This window comes from Flavobacterium sp. 123, assembly GCF_003634825.1.
In the GTDB taxonomy this organism is placed as follows: Bacteria; Bacteroidota; Bacteroidia; order Flavobacteriales; family Flavobacteriaceae; genus Flavobacterium.
Map to the genome: position 1 here is coordinate 295,036 of NZ_RBXD01000001.1, position 20,005 is coordinate 315,040.

General features: G+C 33.1%; 18 protein-coding genes. 6 read left to right on the top strand and 12 right to left on the bottom strand.

The window, feature by feature from the left end; genetic code table 11:
* Window positions 1-93: 93 nt before the first annotated feature.
* From mmsA to C8C88_RS01395, 3 genes are all read left to right on the top strand, one after another.
* Window positions 94-1,551 (top strand): CoA-acylating methylmalonate-semialdehyde dehydrogenase, encoded by a 1,458-nt coding sequence (gene mmsA / locus C8C88_RS01385; RefSeq protein ID WP_121336424.1) that lies wholly within the window; start codon window positions 94-96, stop codon window positions 1,549-1,551.
* 93 nt (window positions 1,552-1,644) lie between these two features.
* Window positions 1,645-2,094, top strand: a complete 450-nt coding sequence (locus tag C8C88_RS01390) for a GNAT family N-acetyltransferase (protein ID WP_121336425.1) — start codon at window positions 1,645-1,647, stop codon at window positions 2,092-2,094.
* A gap of 18 nt (window positions 2,095-2,112) precedes the next feature.
* The gene (locus C8C88_RS01395; RefSeq protein WP_121336426.1) at window positions 2,113-3,450 is read left to right on the top strand and encodes an aminotransferase class III-fold pyridoxal phosphate-dependent enzyme; all 1,338 of its coding nucleotides are present in this window, start codon (window positions 2,113-2,115) and stop codon (window positions 3,448-3,450) included.
* A gap of 76 nt (window positions 3,451-3,526) precedes the next feature.
* Here C8C88_RS01395 and C8C88_RS01400 read toward each other — a convergent pair whose 3' ends face one another.
* The 7 genes from C8C88_RS01400 to C8C88_RS01430 all read right to left on the bottom strand — a co-directional run bounded on the left by C8C88_RS01400 (window position 3,527) and on the right by C8C88_RS01430 (window position 14,133).
* The gene (locus C8C88_RS01400; RefSeq protein WP_121336427.1) at window positions 3,527-5,629 is read right to left on the bottom strand and encodes a response regulator; all 2,103 of its coding nucleotides are present in this window, start codon (window positions 5,627-5,629) and stop codon (window positions 3,527-3,529) included.
* Between the two features lie 212 nt (window positions 5,630-5,841).
* The gene (locus tag C8C88_RS01405) at window positions 5,842-6,798 is read right to left on the bottom strand and encodes an aldo/keto reductase (protein WP_121336428.1); all 957 of its coding nucleotides are present in this window, start codon (window positions 6,796-6,798) and stop codon (window positions 5,842-5,844) included.
* Between the two features lie 143 nt (window positions 6,799-6,941).
* Complete coding sequence (locus C8C88_RS01410) at window positions 6,942-8,483, bottom strand: acyl-CoA carboxylase subunit beta (RefSeq protein WP_121336429.1); 1,542 nt, start codon at window positions 8,481-8,483, stop codon at window positions 6,942-6,944.
* A 3-nt stretch (window positions 8,484-8,486) separates the two neighbouring features.
* Window positions 8,487-9,929, bottom strand: coding sequence for an acetyl-CoA carboxylase biotin carboxylase subunit (gene accC, locus C8C88_RS01415; RefSeq protein ID WP_121336430.1), 1,443 nt, complete (start codon window positions 9,927-9,929; stop codon window positions 8,487-8,489).
* Window positions 9,930-10,018: 89 nt separating this feature from the next.
* The gene (locus C8C88_RS01420) at window positions 10,019-10,504 is read right to left on the bottom strand and encodes an acetyl-CoA carboxylase biotin carboxyl carrier protein subunit (RefSeq protein ID WP_121336431.1); all 486 of its coding nucleotides are present in this window, start codon (window positions 10,502-10,504) and stop codon (window positions 10,019-10,021) included.
* Between the two features lie 102 nt (window positions 10,505-10,606).
* Entirely contained in the window at window positions 10,607-12,808 is a 2,202-nt protein-coding gene (locus tag C8C88_RS01425; RefSeq protein ID WP_121336432.1) for a radical SAM protein, read from the bottom strand.
* A gap of 47 nt (window positions 12,809-12,855) precedes the next feature.
* On the bottom strand, window positions 12,856-14,133 hold the full coding sequence (locus C8C88_RS01430) for an MFS transporter (RefSeq protein ID WP_121336433.1): 1,278 nt from the start codon (window positions 14,131-14,133) through the stop codon (window positions 12,856-12,858).
* A 109-nt stretch (window positions 14,134-14,242) separates the two neighbouring features.
* Between C8C88_RS01430 and bshC the strand changes: the two genes are divergently transcribed.
* Together bshC and C8C88_RS01440 are read left to right on the top strand one after the other, a co-directional pair.
* A complete protein-coding gene (bshC, locus tag C8C88_RS01435) occupies window positions 14,243-15,832 on the top strand; it encodes a bacillithiol biosynthesis cysteine-adding enzyme BshC (RefSeq protein WP_121336434.1) in 1,590 nt (529 codons plus the stop codon).
* Window positions 15,833-15,975: 143 nt separating this feature from the next.
* Entirely contained in the window at window positions 15,976-16,395 is a 420-nt protein-coding gene (locus tag C8C88_RS01440) for a nucleoside-diphosphate kinase (protein WP_073370275.1), read from the top strand.
* A gap of 110 nt (window positions 16,396-16,505) precedes the next feature.
* Here the strand turns inward: C8C88_RS01440 and C8C88_RS01445 are convergent, their stop codons facing one another.
* Both C8C88_RS01445 and C8C88_RS01450 read right to left on the bottom strand, forming a co-directional pair.
* Window positions 16,506-16,802 carry a DUF721 domain-containing protein gene (locus C8C88_RS01445; protein ID WP_121336435.1) on the bottom strand — a complete coding sequence of 99 codons (297 nt, stop codon included), beginning with the start codon at window positions 16,800-16,802 and terminating at the stop codon, window positions 16,506-16,508.
* Window positions 16,783-17,226 (bottom strand): lipocalin family protein, encoded by a 444-nt coding sequence (locus C8C88_RS01450; protein ID WP_121336436.1) that lies wholly within the window; start codon window positions 17,224-17,226, stop codon window positions 16,783-16,785. The genes C8C88_RS01445 and C8C88_RS01450 overlap by 20 nt, the downstream gene beginning before the upstream one ends.
* A gap of 239 nt (window positions 17,227-17,465) precedes the next feature.
* Between C8C88_RS01450 and C8C88_RS01455 the strand changes: the two genes are divergently transcribed.
* Window positions 17,466-18,530 (top strand): serine hydrolase, encoded by a 1,065-nt coding sequence (locus C8C88_RS01455; RefSeq protein WP_121336437.1) that lies wholly within the window; start codon window positions 17,466-17,468, stop codon window positions 18,528-18,530.
* 2 nt (window positions 18,531-18,532) lie between these two features.
* On the opposite strand, the gene C8C88_RS12900 is transcribed toward C8C88_RS01455, so the two are convergent.
* The 3 genes from C8C88_RS12900 to C8C88_RS01465 form a co-directional block, all read right to left on the bottom strand.
* Window positions 18,533-18,709: a hypothetical protein gene (locus C8C88_RS12900; RefSeq protein WP_199711372.1), complete on the bottom strand. Its 177-nt coding sequence runs from the start codon at window positions 18,707-18,709 to the stop codon at window positions 18,533-18,535.
* Between the two features lie 9 nt (window positions 18,710-18,718).
* Entirely contained in the window at window positions 18,719-19,672 is a 954-nt protein-coding gene (gene ftsY, locus C8C88_RS01460) for a signal recognition particle-docking protein FtsY (RefSeq protein WP_121336438.1), read from the bottom strand.
* Between the two features lie 128 nt (window positions 19,673-19,800).
* Window positions 19,801-19,953, bottom strand: coding sequence for a DUF4295 domain-containing protein (locus C8C88_RS01465; protein ID WP_066310049.1), 153 nt, complete (start codon window positions 19,951-19,953; stop codon window positions 19,801-19,803).
* Between the last annotated feature and the right edge of the window lie 52 nt (window positions 19,954-20,005).

Here is a 20,005-nt window from a genome sequence, read left to right on the forward strand (position 1 = left end):
TTGTAAATCTAACGATATTTTATGTACAAGCAAAAAATATTATTGTTTTTTTATAAAAATTTGTATATTTGAAAAACTATATAAACAAAAAATATGTTATTTAACGAAGTAAAAAACTACATAAACGGAGCGTTTAAATCTGGCAGCTCTAGTAAAACCCACACTGTTATTTCGCCTTTGGACGGAAGTAAATTAACAACATTTCAAGAATCTACTATGGAAGATTTAGATGAAATTATTGTTTATGCGCAAAAAGCCCAAAAAGACTGGCAAAAAGTTACTTTAAAAGAAAGAGCACAGGTTTTTTATAAATACAAACAATTATTAGAACAAAATAGTGAGGAACTAACAGAAATTATTTACCGAGAAAACGGAAAAATACATGCTGAGGCTAAAGCTGAAATCGACAAAGCAATTGAGTTAACAGAATTTGCTTGTTCCCTACCTCAATTTGTGAATGGTGAAAATATGGAAGTTAGCAAAGGGGTTTTTTGTGCTTCAAGCAAAGTCCCTGTTGGAATCGTTGCTTCTATTGTGCCTTTTAATTTTCCTACAATGGTACCACATTGGACTATTGTGAATGCAATCGCATTAGGAAACGCTTTTATCTTAAAACCATCCGAAGCAGTGCCAATTAGTAGTCAATATACCGCTAAACTATTAAAAGAAGCCGGACTACCCGACGGACTTTTTAATATTATAAACGGTACTCAAACCACGGTTGAAAACATTTGCGATCATCCAGCTATCAATGCCGTGACATTTGTAGGTTCTACTAAAGTAGCCAAAATTGTTTATCAAAGAGCTAGTCAAAATTTAAAACAAGTACTAGCACTTGGTGGAGCAAAAAATCATATTATTCTATTGCCAGATGCACATCCCGAAATGGCTTCATCTAATATTGTAGCATCAATGAGTGGTTGTGCGGGACAAAGATGTATGGCGGCAGCTACTTTAATCGCTGTTGGTAATTGCGAAACTATTCTTGATAAATTAATTGGAGATGCCTTAAAAATAAAATGTGGAACCACATTAGGCGCTGTAATTTCAAAAGCTGCTAAAGACAGAATTGAAGGCTATATCACCGAAGCGGAACAACAAGGCGCAAAAATCATTTTAGATGGTCGAAACACAATTGTTCCAGGAAAAGAAAATGGTTTTTACGTAGGTCCAACTATTATAGATTATGCTACAGCAGATATGAAAATTGCAAAAGAAGAAGTTTTTGGTCCTGTATTAGCAATTATCCGAGTGAATACAATTGACGAAGCTTTAGCAATTGAAAATGCTAATCCATATGGAAATGCCTGTTCTGTGTTTACACAAAGTGGCGGTTTAGCTAATTATGTTACTGAAAATGCTTCGGCAGGAATGTGTGGCGTAAATATAGGTGTACCAGTTCCTAGAGAGCCTTTTGGTTTTGGAGGATGGAATGAATCCCGTTTTGGTTCTGGAGATATAACTGGCAAAAGTTCTATTGGCTTTTTTACCAAAGAAAAGAAAACAACCACTAAATGGAACCCAGAAGCGGGAATTAACTGGATGAGCTAACACTTTAAATGAGCCTATTTATTAAGGATAGAGAGATATAAATTCAATAATAATTTGTATTTTTAAAGACCTAACCTTTTAAAACACACTGTTATGATACGAAAAGCTACTTTACAGGACTTGGATCAAGTAACCAATTTATTTGACCAATATGTTGTATTCTATAAAAATCCTTCCAATTTTGAGAAACATAAAGCGTATTTAAAAGAAAGATTAGAAAATAATGAAGCTGTTGTTTTTTTAGCTTTTGATGATGATAACAATGAAAAAGCGATTGGATTTGCATTAATATATGTCACTTTTTCATCTTTGGCACTAAATAAAATAGTGATCTTAAATGATTTATTTGTTGACTCTGGCGTTCGTAAAAACGGTATCGGCGAGCAATTAATCAAAGAAACTATAAAATTCGCTAAAGAACTCGGTTCAAACACAATTCGATTAAGAACTGCCAAAAACAATGTTGTAGCCCAAGGTTTATATCATAAAATGGGATTTATACGAGAAGAAATGCTCTACAGTTATGATTTAACTGTCAAATAACTAAAATATAAAAAAAGAATGTTGAGTAAAGAACAAATAATAAGTGATAGTAAGCAGTATAGTTTATTTACATGGGTTGCCCAAAAAAATGTAAACCCTATTCCCATAGAAAAAGGAGAAGGTGTTTATTTATATGAAGTTGGTGGTAAAAAAATCATCGATTTCTCCAGTGGATTAATGTCTGTAAATATAGGTCATGGGGATTCACGCATTACCGATGCCGTTGTTGAACAAATGCAAAAGGTAAGTTACGTAACTCCTTCATGTACCACTGAGATTAGAGCTAAATTAGCTAAAAAATTATCTGAGATTTGCCCTGGTGATTTAAATAAGGCTTTTTTTACACTTTGTGGTGCCTCCTCAATTGAGAATGCTATAAAACTTGCTCGTTTATATACTGGAAAGCACAAAATATTTGGACGATATAGAGGTTTTCACGGAAATTCATCTGCCAGTATGACTGTAGGTGGTGATCCGCGAAAACAATATACTGACGCACAACAATCTACTAATATTTTTCATTTAGATGATCCTTATGATTTTTATGGATTAAGTGATCAAGATGATGAAACAAGATTAAAATGGAGTCTTGACTCTGTCGAAAGAATTATTCGTTATGAAGGCGGGCACACAATTGCTGCATTTATTTTTGAAGGCGAAAGTGGATCGTCTGGATGTTTACACTATCCAAAAGGATATTTAAAAGGAATCAAAGCCTTGTGTGAAAAATATGAAATTCTATTTATTGCTGACGAAGTAATGAGTGGTTTTGGAAGAACTGGAAAATGGTTTGGATTTGAGCATAGCGATATCATTCCAGATATGATATGTATGGCCAAAGGACTAACTTCTTCTTATTTGCCCTTAGGTTGCTTGATGGTATCGGACAAAATTGCTTCGAAATTTGATGATTCGCCTTTATGGTTAGGATTAACGTATAACTCTCATCCAGTAGCTCTGGCTGCAGCATTAGCAGTAATCAATATTTACGAAAGTGATAATTTGATTGCAAATACGAATAAAATGGGTGCTTACATGGAAAAACGAATAAATGAAATGCGAGCCAAACATCCATCTATAGGAGATTTTAGAAATAAAGGATTATTAGGCTGTCTTGATGTCGTTAAAAGCAAAAAACCATACCAACTTATGGCGCCTTTCAATGCTAATGCTGCAGAAATGGAAGTCATGAATAAAGTAGGTGCAAAATTAAGAGAATTAGGCTTATACACTTTTGTTCGTTGGGGATATATTTTCATTGCCCCGCCTTTAATGATTAATGAATCTCAAATAGATGAAGGACTTGCTATTATTTCTGAAGCTTTATCAATTGCAGATGAATATATTACAGATTAAATTTGTAAAATACTATCATAAAAAAAAGAGTCTATTATTTATAGACTCTTTTTTTTATGATAGTATTTAAACTATTTTAGGTAAAGATTTTTTCTAATAATTTAAAGATTTTTTCTTTGTCCAATGGTTTTGTAATATAATCTGTAAAACCTGCCTGTAACATTTCTTCTTTATCCTCTAATGAAGAGTGTGCTGTTTGCGCAATTATAGGAAGATTTGGCAAGAATTCTTTAATTTTTTTAAGCGCTTCATAGCCATTTAATACTGGCATTTTAATATCCATAAAAACTAAATCAACACCAGAATTAGCCTTGCAAATATCTACGGCTTCTTGACCATTTATAGCCCTTAAAACAACATATTTTTTTAATTCCAAAATCTTTTTCAACAACAAAAAATTAATATTATCATCTTCTGCAACTAATATGGTTTGGTTACCAGAATTACTAGGAACAACATCTATCGTACTAATTAACGGAGTTTTCTTCTCACTTAAATCGTATTGCAAAGGAATTTCGAACACAAAAGTTGAACCAACTCCTATAGCTGAATTTACTGTTATTCTACCTCCTAACATTTCAACATAAGCCTTTGTAATAGATAAACCAAGCCCTAGTCCGCTTGATTCAACTGAATAATCATCTTCGAGTCTACGGAATCTGTCAAAAATTATTTTTAAGTTATTCTCATTAATTCCTAAACCTGAATCAGTTACTTTAAATTCTAAAACTCCCCGCATTTTATTTACTGTATAACCAAAAGAAACACTCCCTTTTTCAGTAAATTTTATAGCATTTGTAATTAAATTAATCAAAATCTGTTTCAATTTTACCTCATCCGTCAAAATATTTCCTGAAATATTTTCAGGATTTTCTTCAACATAAAACTGTATTTGTTTGTCTTTAGGGATTGTAACCTTTATAGAATCATACAAATCATGAATACAAGCTTCAATGTCAACTGCCTTATAATTTGGCAGAATTTGTCTTGCATCAATTTTAGACATCTCGATAAGATCTTCAATAATTGAAACTAAATTGACACCACTATTTTTTATAATTTTTAAATATTCTAGTCTTTCTTTTTCTTCAATATCAGCATCATGAAGCAAATCACTAAATCCAATAATGGCATTCATTGGTGTTCTGATTTCATGTGATAAATTAGCTAAAAAAGAAGATTTTAATTTGTCATTCTCTTCTGCTTTTCGCTTAGACAATTCTAACTGTTTTTGTTGGTTGTCATTCTCTTCAAAGAGATTTGCAATATTGGTAAACTCACCTCGAGCTTTTCTTAATTTATGTATTGCATGGGTATTCCCTGTTTCTAAAATATCTTTAATTAAATTCAAAGGATTGTAAACCCATTTTTTAGTATAATACAAATAAATGAGAATGTTAATTATTGAGGCAAAAACAATAATAAAAAGAATGTCTTTTGAATTTCTATAATTCAAATTAAAAGATCTTTGAAAAAGTATTTTACTAACACTTTTATTTTCCCAATCCTTTAAATCTAAAGTCACATCAACAAAGTTGTCCGTAGTTTTAGCCAAATGTTGCTCATCAACAAAGCCTACAGAAGAACTACTTATAGCGCCTAAATTTTCAAAAAACTTTTTGTTTAGAAGTCTGGCCATAAAAAAATAACCAGATGGCTTGAACTTATTTTTTAGAGGGTCATTTGAAGGGTGAATTGTTGCACCAAAAACCTCAACAATTCCATCTGGAACTTTCAAATAAAATTTTGTAAGCTTCGATTTATAAAGTCCTGGTAGTAGTTTTCTAGGTATGAAATCAGATGTTTTAATATTAGAAGTTGTTGACTCTCCTATTAATTCTCCTTTTAAATCATAAATTCCAATATAATCAACCTCATAAGAATCAATTTGACTAAAACTGAATTTATCATACCAATTTTTATCTTTTGTTTTAGTAAAATCTACTAACTCATCCCAAAAGGAAACGTCAACAATTCTTGCAGTATGCGCTTGTGAATTAAGTTCAAATAACGACTGTACCTCTTTATTGTACTGATTGAAAGTAGTTTTATAAAATTGCTTTTCTTCTTGAATAGTATAAAAATAAAGAGAAAGATAAAGTAAAAAAAACAACAAATTAGTTGAAATAATCAACAAAAGTATTTTAAAGTAAGTATTTAAACTGGTGACTCTCTTCATGAAGCAATAATGAAATATAAAAAAACCAATTGAATTTATTTTATAAGTATATAACTTAGCGCAAGTTAACCATTTTAACAAAAATAATACTCTTTACCCCCAAAAAACTATACACCCTAGTTGAAAATTTATAATTATAACAAATGAATCAATAATTTATAAGATACAATTGTATAAAATAAGAAAGATAGTTAGTCAATAAAATTATCATTTTATTCTAACACTTTTTCAATTGCTATTAATTCCTCTTTCGAGAAATCTAAATTCTTTAAACTATCAATATTATTGTTTAATTGACCAACGGAACTCGCTCCAATCAAAACCGAAGTAATTCTATTGTCTTTTAACAACCAAGACAAAGCCATTTGAGCCAAAGACTGATTTCTTTGTTGCGCAATAGCATTAAGCTGACTAATTTTATGAATTCTTTCCTCTGAAACTTCATTCGTTTTCAAATGCCCATTGGGGTTTGAAGCTCTTGAATTTTGAGGAATTCCTTTCAAGTATTTATCGGTCAGAAGCCCTTGTGCCAAGGGTGAAAAAGCAATACAGCCTACTCCTTTTTCTTCGAGAACATCTAATAATCCTGCTTCAGGCTGACGAACAAACATGGAATATTTCACTTGATGAATCAAACAAGGTGTTCCTAATCGTTTCAGAATTTCAGTGGCCTCCTTAGTTTGTTCTGCGTTGTAGTTCGAAATTCCAGCATACAAAGCTTTTCCACTTCGTACAGCATAATCAAGTGCCATCATTGTTTCTTCCATCGGAGTTTCTGGATCTGGACGATGGGAATAAAAAATATCCACATATTCAAGACTCATTCGCTTTAAACTTTGGTCTAAACTAGACAACAAGTATTTTCGAGAACCCCAATCCCCGTAAGGGCCGTCCCACATTGTATAGCCGGCTTTAGTAGTTATTACAATTTCATCACGCAAATTTCCTTGAAAATTATTTTTTAGAATTTTACCAAAATTACTTTCCGCAGAACCTGGAATTGGGCCGTAATTATTAGCCAAATCAAAATGTGTGATTCCCTTATCAAAGGCTGTTTTGGCTATACTTTCTGCATTTTCAAAATTATCTACTGAGCCGAAATTATGCCATAAACCCAATGCTATTTGAGGCAATAACAAACCACTTTTTCCACATCTGTTGTATTTCATGATTCTAAAAAATTATTCTGAAAGATACTAAAATCACATAGTAGAATTTAAAATACCAACCAGTTTTTAAATCTACTATTCGCTACATGGTTCATCCAATAAAAAACCACCTCATAAAGGTGGTTTCTATTTCAATTATACTATTACAAAGGAATGTTTCCGTGTTTTCTATTAGGCACTACACTTTCCTTATTTTCAAGCATACTAAATGCTTTTATTAATTTTCTGCGAGTATCTTTAGGCAAAATAACCTCATCCACAAAACCACGTTGTGCAGCAGTATATGGATTAGCAAATAAATCCGCATATTCCGCTTCTTTTTCTAAAAGTTTGGCTTCGTGATCATCAGCTTCACTAATCTCTTTTTTAAAGATAATTTCAGAAGCTCCTTTTGCACCCATAACCGCAATTTCTGCCGTTGGCCAAGCAAAATTCATATCAGCACCAATGTGTTTTGAATTCATTACATCATAGGCTCCACCATAGGCTTTCCGTGTAATAACGGTAACTCTTGGCACCGTAGCTTCACTTAATGCGTATAATAATTTAGCTCCATGAACAATAATTCCATTCCACTCTTGATCTGTTCCTGGCAAGAAACCTGGCACATCAACTAAAACCAATAAAGGAATATTAAAACAATCACAAAAACGAGTGAATCGTGCGGCTTTTATAGAACTATTTACATCTAATACACCCGCCAGAAACATCGGTTGGTTAGCCACAATTCCGATACTTCGCCCTCCTAATCTGGCAAAACCTACTAGAATATTTTCGGCATAATTTTTATGAATTTCAAAAAAGGAATCTTCGTCAATTATACCTCCGATAACACCATGCATATCATAAGGTTTATTTGGATTATCTGGAATTATTGTATCTAATTGTTCCCGAAGCTCATCCCCTAACTCATACGGTAAATTATGCGGTGTTTCTTTATTATTTTGTGGCAAATAACTCAATAACTTTTTAAGGTCTTCTAAACAAACTACATCATTTGCAGAAGTACAATGTGCTACTCCCGATTTAGTTGAATGTGTGCTTGCCCCGCCTAATTCTTCGGAAGTTACCGTTTCATTTGTTACAGTTTTCACAACATTTGGACCTGTTACAAACATATAACTGGTATCTTCTACCATCATCGTGAAATCAGTCATAGCCGGTGAATAAACAGCTCCTCCTGCGCATGGCCCCATAATGGCAGAGATTTGAGGAATAACTCCTGATGCTTGGACATTTCTGAAAAAGATGTCTGCATAACCCCCTAGAGAACGAACTCCTTCTTGTATACGGGCTCCTCCTGAATCATTAAGTCCAATCATAGGCGCTCCCATTTTGACCGCCATATCCATGATTTTGCAAATTTTTTCAGCATGTGTTTCAGATAAAGAACCTCCAAAAACAGTAAAATCCTGGGCAAAAACATAAACTAATCTTCCGTTTATTGTTCCATAGCCAGTAATAACTCCATCTCCATAATACAGTTCCTTTTCCATTCCAAAATCAGAGGTCCGATGCGTTACTAACATTCCAATTTCTTCAAAAGAGCCTTCATCCATCAAGTAATTGATACGCTCTCTTGCAGTAAGTTTTTTATTTGCGTGTTGTTTTTCAATACGCTTCTTACCTCCGCTCAAATGAGCTTGAGCAATTTTATCGTTTAATATTTTTATTTTAGATTCCATACTTTATTGAATTGGTAAGCGTACGATTTTTTGGTCTTCAAAATATTGTTTTAACGCTACTAGAGCAGCGATTTCAGCTTCTTTTGCGTTTTGGTTTTTCAACATCTCAGCATTATAATATTTCTTAACGAAATGGGTATCAAATTTTCCAGATCGAAATGCTTCGTGTTCAAAAACAAATTTCCCAAAAGGCAAAGTAGTATGAACTCCTTCTACCTGATAGCCTTCGATAGCTTTTAACATAATTTGAATGGCTTCTTCACGAGTTTCAGCGTAAGTAATTAGTTTTGCCAACATTGGATCATAATAAATTGGAATATCCATGCCTTGCTCAAAACCGTTATCAACGCGAACACCTTTCCCTTCGGGCAATTGATACACGTCTAAATGTCCCACACTTGGCAAAAAATCATTCAATGGATCTTCCGCATAAACACGTAATTCCATTGCATGTCCTTTGATTTGTATGTCTTCTTGTTTTATTGCTAAAACTTCTCCTCTTGCCACTTTAATTTGCATTTCAACTAAATCCGTTCCCGAAATTAATTCTGTAACAGGATGCTCTACTTGCAAACGGGTATTCATTTCAAGAAAGTAAAAATTATTGTTTTCATCCAATAAAAACTCTACTGTTCCGGCTCCTAAATAATCACAGGATTTTGCCACTAAAACAGCAGCTTCTCCCATTTTTTTTCTCAATTCAGGTGTTAAAACAGAGGAAGGTGCTTCTTCAATTACTTTTTGATGACGACGCTGAATACTACATTCTCTTTCAAATAAATACAAAACATTACCATGACTATCAGCCATAACTTGAATTTCGATATGCCTTGGAGATCCTACATATTTTTCGATAAAAACAGATCCATCGCCAAAAGCCGAAATTGCTTCACTTATAGCGCGATCCATTTGTGCAACAAAATCAACTTCTGTTTCTACTACACGCATTCCTTTTCCGCCACCACCAGCTGAGGCTTTAATCAGAATAGGGAAACCTATTTGAGTCGCAACTACTTTTGCTTTTTCAACATCAGTAATGGCCTCATCATAACCTGGAACCATGGGGATATTGTATTTTTTAACTGCATCTTTAGCTGCAAGTTTACTTCCCATAATTCTTATAGCCTTAGACTTAGGGCCTATAAATATGATGTTGTTTTTTTCGGCTTCTTCTGCAAAATCAGCGTTTTCACTCAAAAAACCATAACCCGGATGAATCGCATCGACGTTTAAGGATTTAGCAACTTCAATAATTTTGCTACCCAATAAATACGATTGACTAGAAGGTGCTTCGCCAATACAAACCGCTTCATCAGCAAATTTTACATGAGGAGCATTTCTATCGGCAGTAGAATATACCGCTACTGTTTTAATCCCCATTTTTTGAGCAGTTTTCATTACTCTAATGGCAATTTCACCTCTATTTGCAACTAATATTTTTTTCATATTTAATAAAACTAAAAGAATAAAGACCGCTTCGCTGCAAGCGCAAAGAAATATAAATTCTTGGTTCTTTTATTTTGTATCTTTTATCTCTACTCGAATTCAATTAACAACTGTCCTTTATCTACTGCATCTCCCATACTAACTGATATCGATTTTATAACTCCATCACGTGGAGAAAGAAAACTATTCTCCATTTTCATAGCTCCCAAAATGATTAAGTTATCATTCTCTTTTACAGATTGCCCTACTACTACACTAATTTCAAGAATTAAGCCTGGCATAGGTGCTTTTATAGCATTTACTTGTTTACTTCCTGCGGTTTCAAAACCCATTTCTTTGATAAGAATATCTAATGGATTTGAAATAACAACGGTATAGGTGTTGCTATTTACCTTAACAGTATAGCTTTTTTGGTGGAAGTTATTGCTGATAATTTCAGCTTTATAAGGAGTGTTTTCGTGCAGAATATGGAATTTATTTTTCTCCACACTCACTGCATCTAATTGCGAAATACTTTTCTTTTCTAAGTCAAAATGAAAAGTGTCGTTTACGTTTACTTTATAGCCAATACTCATTTGTATCTATTTTATGGCAGTAAAAATAACCAAAGAAAACGTTTTCGTAGAACAAAAACCGAAGATTTATGCTAAATTGATATAGTTATTTGAAAATATTTTTCACAATACAAGTAAACCAAATTGGCTTAAGGTATTAATTGGCTTTGAGTACCAAAATAATTCAAAGTCCACTAAATGAGATTCAAAATCCAATTTAATTTCTTGAAAGCTTAGAATTTCAGCATTAGAAACGGATACTTTCTGAAGAATTTTCAAAAGCCATTCACCTTCGCTTTTACTAGTTTGAATCGTAAAACTTTCTTTTTTGTCATGAAAAGTCAAAGTCATCATTTCCCAAGAATTTCCTTTTTTGGATTTTGTGAAATATTCTACAAGTGGCTTACCGCCTAACCAAACAACTTTGGCGGTAGGTTTTGTACTAAAATTATTCTCTTCTTCTAAAGCATCAAAAATAAAATCGGGTGCAATTTTAGTCTTTGGAATTTTGAACTCAAACCAATCCTGAAGTTCATAATCAAAACAGATTCCGTGCATGAAATTGAACAAGGATTTTTTTAATCCAAAACTGAATTTTTCATGATTAACTCCAGTCGAATCGATAAAATTAATATCATTATTTGCAAAAGTACCAATGGCTTCCGTTTCTTTTAAAACTCCAAATTTTTCTGGATACATCCCAACAGGGCTGTGAGCTGTCATAGCAAATTGATGCCAAAACCCAGATTGTAAAATACCTGCTTCGAATAATTGACGTACCATTTCGAGGCTATCCACCGTTTCTTGAACGGTTTGTGTTGGATATCCATACATCAAATAAGCATGAACCATAATTCCCGCTTCGGTAAAGTTTCGGGTAACTTTAGCAACTTGCTCAACCGTAACTCCTTTATCTATCAATTTCAATAATCTATCCGAAGCTACTTCTAATCCGCCAGAAACTGCAATACATCCAGATGCTTTTAGAAGCAAACATAAATCCTTAGTAAAACTTTTTTCGAATCGAATGTTTGTCCACCAAGTAACCGCTAATTTCCTGCGAAGAATTTCGAGAGCTAGAGCGCACATCAAGGCTGGAGGAGCTGCTTCATCTACAAAATGAAACCCATTCTCTCCTGTTTGCGCAATCATTTCCTCCATTCGATCACACAATAAACTGGCCGCAATTGGCTCATAAACTTTAATATAATCTAAAGAGATGTCACAAAATGTACATTTACCCCAATAACAACCGTGTGCCATGGTCAGTTTATTCCAACGTCCATCACTCCACATGCGGTGCATTGGATTCACAATTTCGATAACCGAAATGTATTTATCCAAAAGCAAATCTGAATAATCCGGTGTACCAACTTGCGATTGTTTGTAATCGTGTTTGAGAGAATTATTTTTATAAACTACTTTCCCATCTTCCAAAAGAAAGGTTCGTTTATATAGCTTCTCGACTGCGCTCGAAGTGACAGCATTTATTAATTCTTCAATTGGTGCTTCGCCATCATCCAAAGTGATATAATCAAAGAACTCAAAAACCCGAGCATCGGAAAGAGAACGTAATTCGGTATTTGGAAAACCACCACCCATCGAAATTTTAATGTTCGGATGATGCTTTTTTACCCATTGAGCGGAACGAAAAGCCGAATATAAATTTCCAGGAAATGGAACTGAAATTAAAAATAATGTAGGTTGAATACTTTCTATTCGTTCTTTAAGAATCGAAAGTAAAACCGTATCAATATAAGTTGGCTCTTGTTGTAAAGCTTCGTATAATTCATCAAAAGAATTGGCACTTCGCCCCAATCGTTCTGCGTAACGACTGAATCCAAAATTATCATCGACGCATTCCACAATAAAATCCGAAATATCTTCGAGGTATAAAGTGGCTAAATGTTTTGCTTTATCTTGGGTTCCCATAGTCCCAAAAGCCCAATCTAATTCTTCCAATTGTGCAAATCGAGAAGCTTCTGGCAAGAAATCTTCTTGACATATTTGAAGTGCCAATGTTGGATTTTTCCCTTGTAAAAAAGCAATTACGGGATTGATGGTTTTAAGATATTCGTCCTGTAAAGCAAAAATTCTTTTAGAATTATCCGAGATTTCTTCAATGTTAATTTTTAAACTTGCATTTTTAAACAAATTTTCAAGTCCTTCTTTCGAAAACAATTTCAAAATCACTTCAATGCCCAAATCGGCTTGTACGGATTCGATGTCTTTAGTATTCAAAAATCCCTTGATATAAGCCGTTGCCGGATACGGAGTATTCAGTTGGGTAAAAGGCGGCGTAATTAGGAATAATTTGGTTTTCAAAAGAAATTTTTTAGAGCACAAATATCGGTGAATACTATTGTAAAACCTTAAAACTTATGCTCTTTTTTACTAATTGCTAATAAGGAGACCAAAGAAATAAAAGCCGCTATAGAAAGATAAAAACCAACATAAGTCAAACTATAATGAGTTGCTAACCAAATTGCAATCATTGGAGCAAAAGCGGCACCTATAATTCCCGCTAGATTAAAGGTTAATGAAGCACCTGAATAACGTACCGTAGTGGGGAACAATTCAGAAAGAAAAGTTCCTATTGGTCCATAGGTAAAGCCCATCAAAGACATTCCCATACATAAAAACAACGTTACCATAACCGTACTTCCCGAGTTCAAGAAAAAAGAAAAGGTAAAACCAAAAAGTGCAATAACACTCGATGCATAAATCAACATTTTACGACGCCCAATTCGGTCAGCAATGACAGCAGAGACAGGGATAAAAAGCGCAAAAAATAAGACTGAAAACAACTGAATCAATAAAAAATCTCTTTTGGAATAACCTAAATCAGATGTTGCCCAACTCAAAGAAAAAACAGTCATCAAATAAAACACTAAAAAAGTAGTGATAGCTGCAAATGTTCCAAAAATTAATTCTTTTTTATACGATTGCAATAATGCAACGAAAGGGATTTTTACTTGCTCTTGTTCTAATTTTGAATTCTCAAAAGCGGGAGTTTCTGAAATTTTCAACCTAATATAAAATCCAACTATTACTAACAATGAGCTAGCTATAAACGGTATTCTCCACCCATAATCTAGAAAATCCTCACTGCTCATTGTATCGGTTAAAATTAAAAAAGTACCGCCTGAAAGCAACAAACCAATTGGAGCACCTAATTGCGGAAACATGCCATACCAAGCACGTTTATTAGGTGGTGCATTCTCAATAGCTAACAAAACAGCTCCTCCCCATTCACCTCCTAATCCAACTCCCTGCCCAAATCGACACAACATTAGCAACAATGGAGCTGCAATACCTATACTCGCATAACTTGGTAAAAAACCAATACATATAGTTGAAATTCCCATAGTCAATAAAGCAGCTATTAATGTAGCTTTACGTCCTATTTTATCTCCATAATGTCCAAAAACAGCCGAACCAATTGGTCTAGAAAGAAATGCAATTGAAAATGTAGCCAACGATTCTAAAACAGAGTTTGTACTGTCAGCACCCGGGAAAAACAACTGTGGAAAAACCAAAACGGCTGCATTGGCATAGATATAAAAATCAAAAAATTCTATTGTAGTTCCTATTAAACTTCCAAAAAGAACATGCTTTAACGAATTTTCTGTTTGTAATTTTGCTTTCATAAATACGATTTAGTTTTAAAACGGAAACTAAAATGCTACTATTTTTCGAAACCAACAAATATTTAGTTCCAATAATTTTTGGTAATTTTACTCCAAACAAAAATAATCTATGCCAACCGACTGTATAAGCTATCAAAATTCCGGGTATTTTTCTTCATTAATGAATGATTATTTAGATCAAAAACCTAATCTACAGCCTCTATACAACCGGTTTCCACAACTTGAAAACTTTCAAGAACAAATCATAGAAAAGCAAGCCAATTTTGATGATACAACAAGAGCAACTTTAGTATCGGTTTTAAAAAAACAGTATGCAAATGAAGAAATTTCTGTAACAACAAAACAGAATATTGAAGCTTTGGTACTCCATAATACTTTTACAGTTACTACCGGACATCAATTAAATTTATTTAGTGGCCCATTATATTTCTTATATAAAATTATTTCAACTATTAATCTGACAACTGAATTAAAAGAAAAATACCCTGAATTTAATTTTGTTCCAATATATTGGATGGCTACAGAAGACCATGATTTTGAAGAAATAAATTATTTCAATTTTAAAGGTAAAAAGTTCAGATGGAACACCAAAAGTTCAGGTCCAGTAGGGCGATTATCAACAGAAGGCTTAGCTGATTTCTTTGAGATATTTTCACTAGAAATTGGTTCAAGCACACATGCAAACACGATTAAAAAACTATTTGAAGATGCCTACCTGAATCATCCTAATTTAGCAGATGCCACACGATATTTAGCCAATAAACTTTTTGGAGCATACGGCTTAGTTATTATTGATGGTGATAATTCTGAATTAAAAAGAAACTTCATCCCTTTTGTAAAAGAAGAATTACTGAATCAGTCTTCACACAAACTAGTTTTAAAAACTGCCGAAAAATTAAAAAACTATACCGTTCAGGTAAATCCACGTGAAATAAATCTTTTTTACATTGAAAATGATTTGAGGGAACGAATTATCCTAGAGAATGGAAAATACAAAGTGAACAACACTAAAATAGAATTTTCGGAAAGTGAAATCATTTCCTTATTAGAAAACAATCCCGAAAAATTCAGCCCCAATGTAATCATGCGACCCTTATATCAGGAAGTCATTTTACCTAATTTATGCTACATTGGTGGTGGTGGAGAAATTGCTTATTGGTTAGAGTTGAAATCGTTCTTTGATGCTGTCAAAATAACTTTTCCAATGCTTTTGGTTCGTAATTCTGTACTTTTAGCAACCGAAAAACAAGTTAAAAAAACAGATAAATTAAATCTAAATTGGAAAGATTTGTTTTCAAAACAAGAAGAATTAATTAACCTTAAAACCAAAGACTTATCTGAATTTCCAATTGACTTAATCAATCTGAAACTACAGCTACAAAAACAGTTTGAATCTCTTTATGAAATAACAAATCAAACGGATCAATCTTTTGCAGGTGCTGTAAAAGCACAGGAAAAGAAACAAATAAAAGGGCTAGGAAATTTAGAAAAAAGGTTGTTAAAAGCCCAAAAAAGAAAATTAAGCGACATTTTAGAACGAATTATAGACTTGCAAAATGAATTATTCCCAAACAAAAGTTTGCAAGAACGTCAAGCTAATTTTTCGGAATTTTATTTAGAAAGTGGAGAGAATTTAATTCCAATTTTAATCCAAAAGCTAGAGCCTTTGAGTACTAATTTTGAAATTATCGTTCTTTAAAAAAGATTTCGAAATCATTTCACCAAACCCAATTCACCAAAAAATCACATTAATAACAAGCAAAGTCCAATTTTTTGTTTATTTGTCAAAATAAGTCAATAAAAAATAACTAATTTTGCGTAAAATATAAAATACACAAATAAATGGCGACTAATAGAACTTTTACAATGATTAAGCCTGATGCTGTTGCAAACGGACACATCGGAAACATTTTGGCAATGATTACAAACGGAGGTTTCAAAATTGTTTCTTTAAAATTAACACAATTAACTGTTGCTGATGCACAAGCATTTTACGCAGTTCATGCAGCAAGACCATTTTACGGTGAACTAGTTGAGTTTATGTCAAGAGGACCTATTGTTGCGGCCATTTTAGAAAAAGAAAATGCAGTTGAGGATTTTAGAACTTTAATTGGAGCTACAAACCCTGCTGAAGCTGCCGAAGGAACTATCCGTAAAGCATACGCAACTTCTATTGGAGAAAATGCAGTTCACGGTTCTGATAGTGATGAAAATGCTGCTATTGAAGGTGCGTTCCATTTTGCAGGAAGAGAGCAATTCTAGTATTCAGTTTCAGACTAAAACCGTAATAAAAAAGAAAATCCAGTTTCAAAATTGAAACTGGATTTTTTATTTATAATCACAACTGAACACTAAAAACTAAAAACTGAACACTATCTAAGAACAACATCCTTTACAACATTTCGCTTCAATTCTTCGTTAATCATTGCAACAATTTTCGATTTTCCGTGACTCAACTCTTCCCTCAAAACTGACGAAGTTAATTCAACATATAACGTACTCCCTTTTAAAACTACATTTCTGGTATAACTATTTACACCATTTCCCATAAGATTTTTCCATGCATCCTTAACATCAATTTGATCCATGCCCGGTTGCAATTTATTCTCTTGAATGATATGCTTCAGAACATCCCCAACCGTACTTTGATTATTTAGTCTTTTTGCCATCTTCCAAAATATTTATTGGTCCTGATTTCTTATAGTGATATTCTTTTTTTTCTGCATTTTTAACCACTAATTCCTCATCGGTAAGAGTGATTAATTCCTCAGACCATTTCATATAAGGTGTCGAATAATCTAAATATGCTTTATCATCCGCAAAACGAACAACTACATTTTCATAAGTATCATTAACTAAAAAAGTGCCATCAAGTTGAGGCATAACTTTTTTCCTAATGCCCTTATTGTTTTTGTCAATCTGAAAATAATCATAATTTTCATTCATGCCATACTCTTTGTCTTTTCCCTCTTCAAAAACCACTTTTTCAATCTCCCAATATCCGTTTATCTTAGCAATATCAGTAGGTTTTATCTTTTGTTGACATCCAACAAAAAGCAAACATAGAACAAGAACTTTAAATGTATTTTTCATATAATTTTTATTTTTAGAAGCTATTCCTGCTGTCCGTTATATCTTTTTTGGATTATTCTTCCTCTGTCAGAATAACCCAAAAAAGGATGCCACTTCCATCAGGGCTAAAAACCCATTTGACAAAACGTTTTACAATTACAAAGTTAAACTTATTCGATTCAAAGAAAACAAAAAAACATAAAACCCATTAAACTATTTTCTATATTTTTGGTCAAACCTCATATTCAACAGTATATACTATGTATAAAATAATCTGCCCCCTTATAATTCTATTATTTTGTATCAGTTGCTCTTCTGAAACTCCAAATCCAACACCAACAGAAGCGCTTTATTTCCCACCACTTACTGGAACAACTTGGGAAACAAAAACAATCTCAAGTCTAGGTTGGAATCAAAATGCCGTTCAACCACTTTTAGATTATTTAGAACTTAAACATTCAAAATCGTTCCTTATTCTGGTAAATGGAAGAATTGTATTGGAAAATTATTTTAACGGTCATGACGCTAATTCACTCTGGTATTGGGCAAGTGCTGGCAAAACATTAACCTCCACTATGACAGGAATTGCACAGCAAGAAGGACTCCTGAATATTAATAATAAAGTTTCACAATACATTGGTACTGGTTGGACAAGTGAACCTTTGGAAAAAGAAAACTTAATTACTTGTAAGAACCTGCTAACAATGACCTCTGGTATTGAGGACATAGCCAATGGTGATGCTGTAACACCCGAAAGCCTTCAATACAAAGCAGATGCCAGTACGCGCTGGGCTTATCACAATGTATATGTAAAACTACAAGATGTAATTGCTCAGGCTTCAGGACAAACTTGGAACACTTACTTTAATACAAAATTAAGGGATAAAATAGGCATGAACGGAACTTGGATACAAGTAGATAACAATAGCGTTTATTGGAGCACAACAAGAAGCATGGCACGTTTTGGCTTATTAATATCTAACAAAGGAAAATGGGAAAATACAGTAATTGTCAACGAAAACTATATCAATGAAGCTACAAATACATCACAATCAATAAATCTTGGATACGGATATTTGTGGTGGCTCAACGGAAAGTCAAGTTATCATTTACCTCAATCTCAAGCTGTTTTTCAAGGAAGTATTATTCCAAATGCTCCAAATGATATGTTTATGGCTCTAGGAAAGAATGACCAGAAAATTTATATCATTCCAAGTAAAAAAATGGTAATTGTAAGAATGGGAGATGCCGCAGATAACGTAAATTTAGCGTTATCGGATTTTGACGATGTTTTGTGGCAAAAAATTAATGCATTATATCAGTAAGCTTATTTGGTTTTCATTCGTTTCATAAAACCTAAAATAAAGAATACTAAACCTGTCAATAATAAGATATAATATACTGGAACACTTTTATCACGAATAATATTAGCTAAAACAAAGGCAATAATACTGATGAAATAAAAATAGATAGGACTACTATTTTTGAAAGAAAAAAAACTCATTTTATAATTTTATTTAAAAAAACTATCTACAAATTCATACTTATTAAAAACCTGTAAATCTTCAATTCCTTCACCTACACCAATATATTTTACAGGAATCTGAAACTGATCTGAAATACCTATAACTACACCACCTTTAGCAGTTCCGTCAAGTTTAGTAACAGCAAGTGAAGTCACTTCAGTAGCCGCTGTAAACTGTTTTGCTTGTTCAAAAGCATTCTGACCAGTTGAACCATCCAAAACTAATAAAACATCATGTGGTGCGTCACCAACCACTTTTTGCATCACTCGTTTTACTTTGGTCAACTCGTTCATCAAATTAATTTTATTATGCAAACGCCCAGCTGTATCAATAATAACAATATCAGCATCTTGAGCAACAGCAGATTGTAAGGTGTCAAAAGCAACCGAAGCGGGATCGCTTCCCATATTTTGTCTCACTATAGGAACTCCTACTCTATCCGCCCAAATTTGTAATTGATCGATAGCTGCAGCACGAAAAGTATCCGCTGCGCCAAGTACTACTTTATGACCTGCTTTCTTAAATTGATAGGCTAATTTACCAATAGTTGTTGTTTTTCCAACTCCATTAACACCTACTACCATTAACACATAAGGTTTAGTTTGAATCGGAATAACAAACTCAGTTGCTTCACCTGAATTTGTTTCTGATAATAGACCCGCTATTTCCTCACGAAGAATCTCATTCAATTCATCTGTTCCTAAATATTTATCAGAAGCCACACGATTTTCTATTCGAGTAATTATTTTCAATGTTGTATTCACACCAACATCTGAAGAAACAAGGATTTCTTCTAAATTATCTAAAACTTCATCATCAACTTTTGACTTTCCAGCAACCGCTTTGGATAACTTAGAAAAGAAAGTTGTTTTTGATTTTTCAAGACCTTTGTCTAATGTTTCTTTTTTCTCTGATGAAAAAATTCTTTTGAAAAAACTCATTGTATAAATAGTATTAAAAATGAAGCGTTTAACTTCAAATATGCCCCGTTACTTTAGAAAGGTAAATATAGAAAATAAAAAAGCTACTTCCGAATGAAAGTAGCTTTTCTATAAAAATGTATTGTGAATTATTTCTTTTTCAAAAATTCATCAACTGCTTCAGGAGCCATAATAGATTCTACGAATGTATATGCACCAGTTTTTGGAGATTTCACCATTTTGATGGCTTTTGATAATCTCTTAGAAGCTGTTTGTAACGATGCTACGGTTTTCTTTGCCATGATTCAAATGTGTATATTTGAAATTTTTATAAAAAATAAAAATCTCTAATTA

Bases quoted from the DNA above. Each gene is read 5' to 3' on its own strand.
- C8C88_RS12900 (WP_199711372.1), bottom strand. From the start codon at position 18,709: ATGAGTTTTTTTTCTTTCAAAAATAGTAGTCCTATCTATTTTTATTTC.
- C8C88_RS01440 (WP_073370275.1), top strand. From the start codon at position 15,976: ATGGCGACTAATAGAACTTTTACAATGATTAAGCCTGATGCTGTTGCA.
- C8C88_RS01450 (WP_121336436.1), bottom strand. From the start codon at position 17,226: ATGAAAAATACATTTAAAGTTCTTGTTCTATGTTTGCTTTTTGTTGGA.
- C8C88_RS01465 (WP_066310049.1), bottom strand. From the start codon at position 19,953: ATGGCAAAGAAAACCGTAGCATCGTTACAAACAGCTTCTAAGAGATTA.
- bshC (WP_121336434.1), top strand. From the start codon at position 14,243: ATGCCAACCGACTGTATAAGCTATCAAAATTCCGGGTATTTTTCTTCA.
- C8C88_RS01400 (WP_121336427.1), bottom strand. From the start codon at position 5,629: ATGAAGAGAGTCACCAGTTTAAATACTTACTTTAAAATACTTTTGTTG.
- mmsA (WP_121336424.1), top strand. From the start codon at position 94: ATGTTATTTAACGAAGTAAAAAACTACATAAACGGAGCGTTTAAATCT.
- C8C88_RS01455 (WP_121336437.1), top strand. From the start codon at position 17,466: ATGTATAAAATAATCTGCCCCCTTATAATTCTATTATTTTGTATCAGT.
- ftsY (WP_121336438.1), bottom strand. From the start codon at position 19,672: ATGAGTTTTTTCAAAAGAATTTTTTCATCAGAGAAAAAAGAAACATTA.
- C8C88_RS01420 (WP_121336431.1), bottom strand. From the start codon at position 10,504: ATGAGTATTGGCTATAAAGTAAACGTAAACGACACTTTTCATTTTGAC.
- accC (WP_121336430.1), bottom strand. From the start codon at position 9,929: ATGAAAAAAATATTAGTTGCAAATAGAGGTGAAATTGCCATTAGAGTA.
- C8C88_RS01405 (WP_121336428.1), bottom strand. From the start codon at position 6,798: ATGAAATACAACAGATGTGGAAAAAGTGGTTTGTTATTGCCTCAAATA.
- C8C88_RS01390 (WP_121336425.1), top strand. From the start codon at position 1,645: ATGATACGAAAAGCTACTTTACAGGACTTGGATCAAGTAACCAATTTA.
- C8C88_RS01445 (WP_121336435.1), bottom strand. From the start codon at position 16,802: ATGGCAAAAAGACTAAATAATCAAAGTACGGTTGGGGATGTTCTGAAG.
- C8C88_RS01395 (WP_121336426.1), top strand. From the start codon at position 2,113: ATGTTGAGTAAAGAACAAATAATAAGTGATAGTAAGCAGTATAGTTTA.
- C8C88_RS01410 (WP_121336429.1), bottom strand. From the start codon at position 8,483: ATGGAATCTAAAATAAAAATATTAAACGATAAAATTGCTCAAGCTCAT.
- C8C88_RS01430 (WP_121336433.1), bottom strand. From the start codon at position 14,133: ATGAAAGCAAAATTACAAACAGAAAATTCGTTAAAGCATGTTCTTTTT.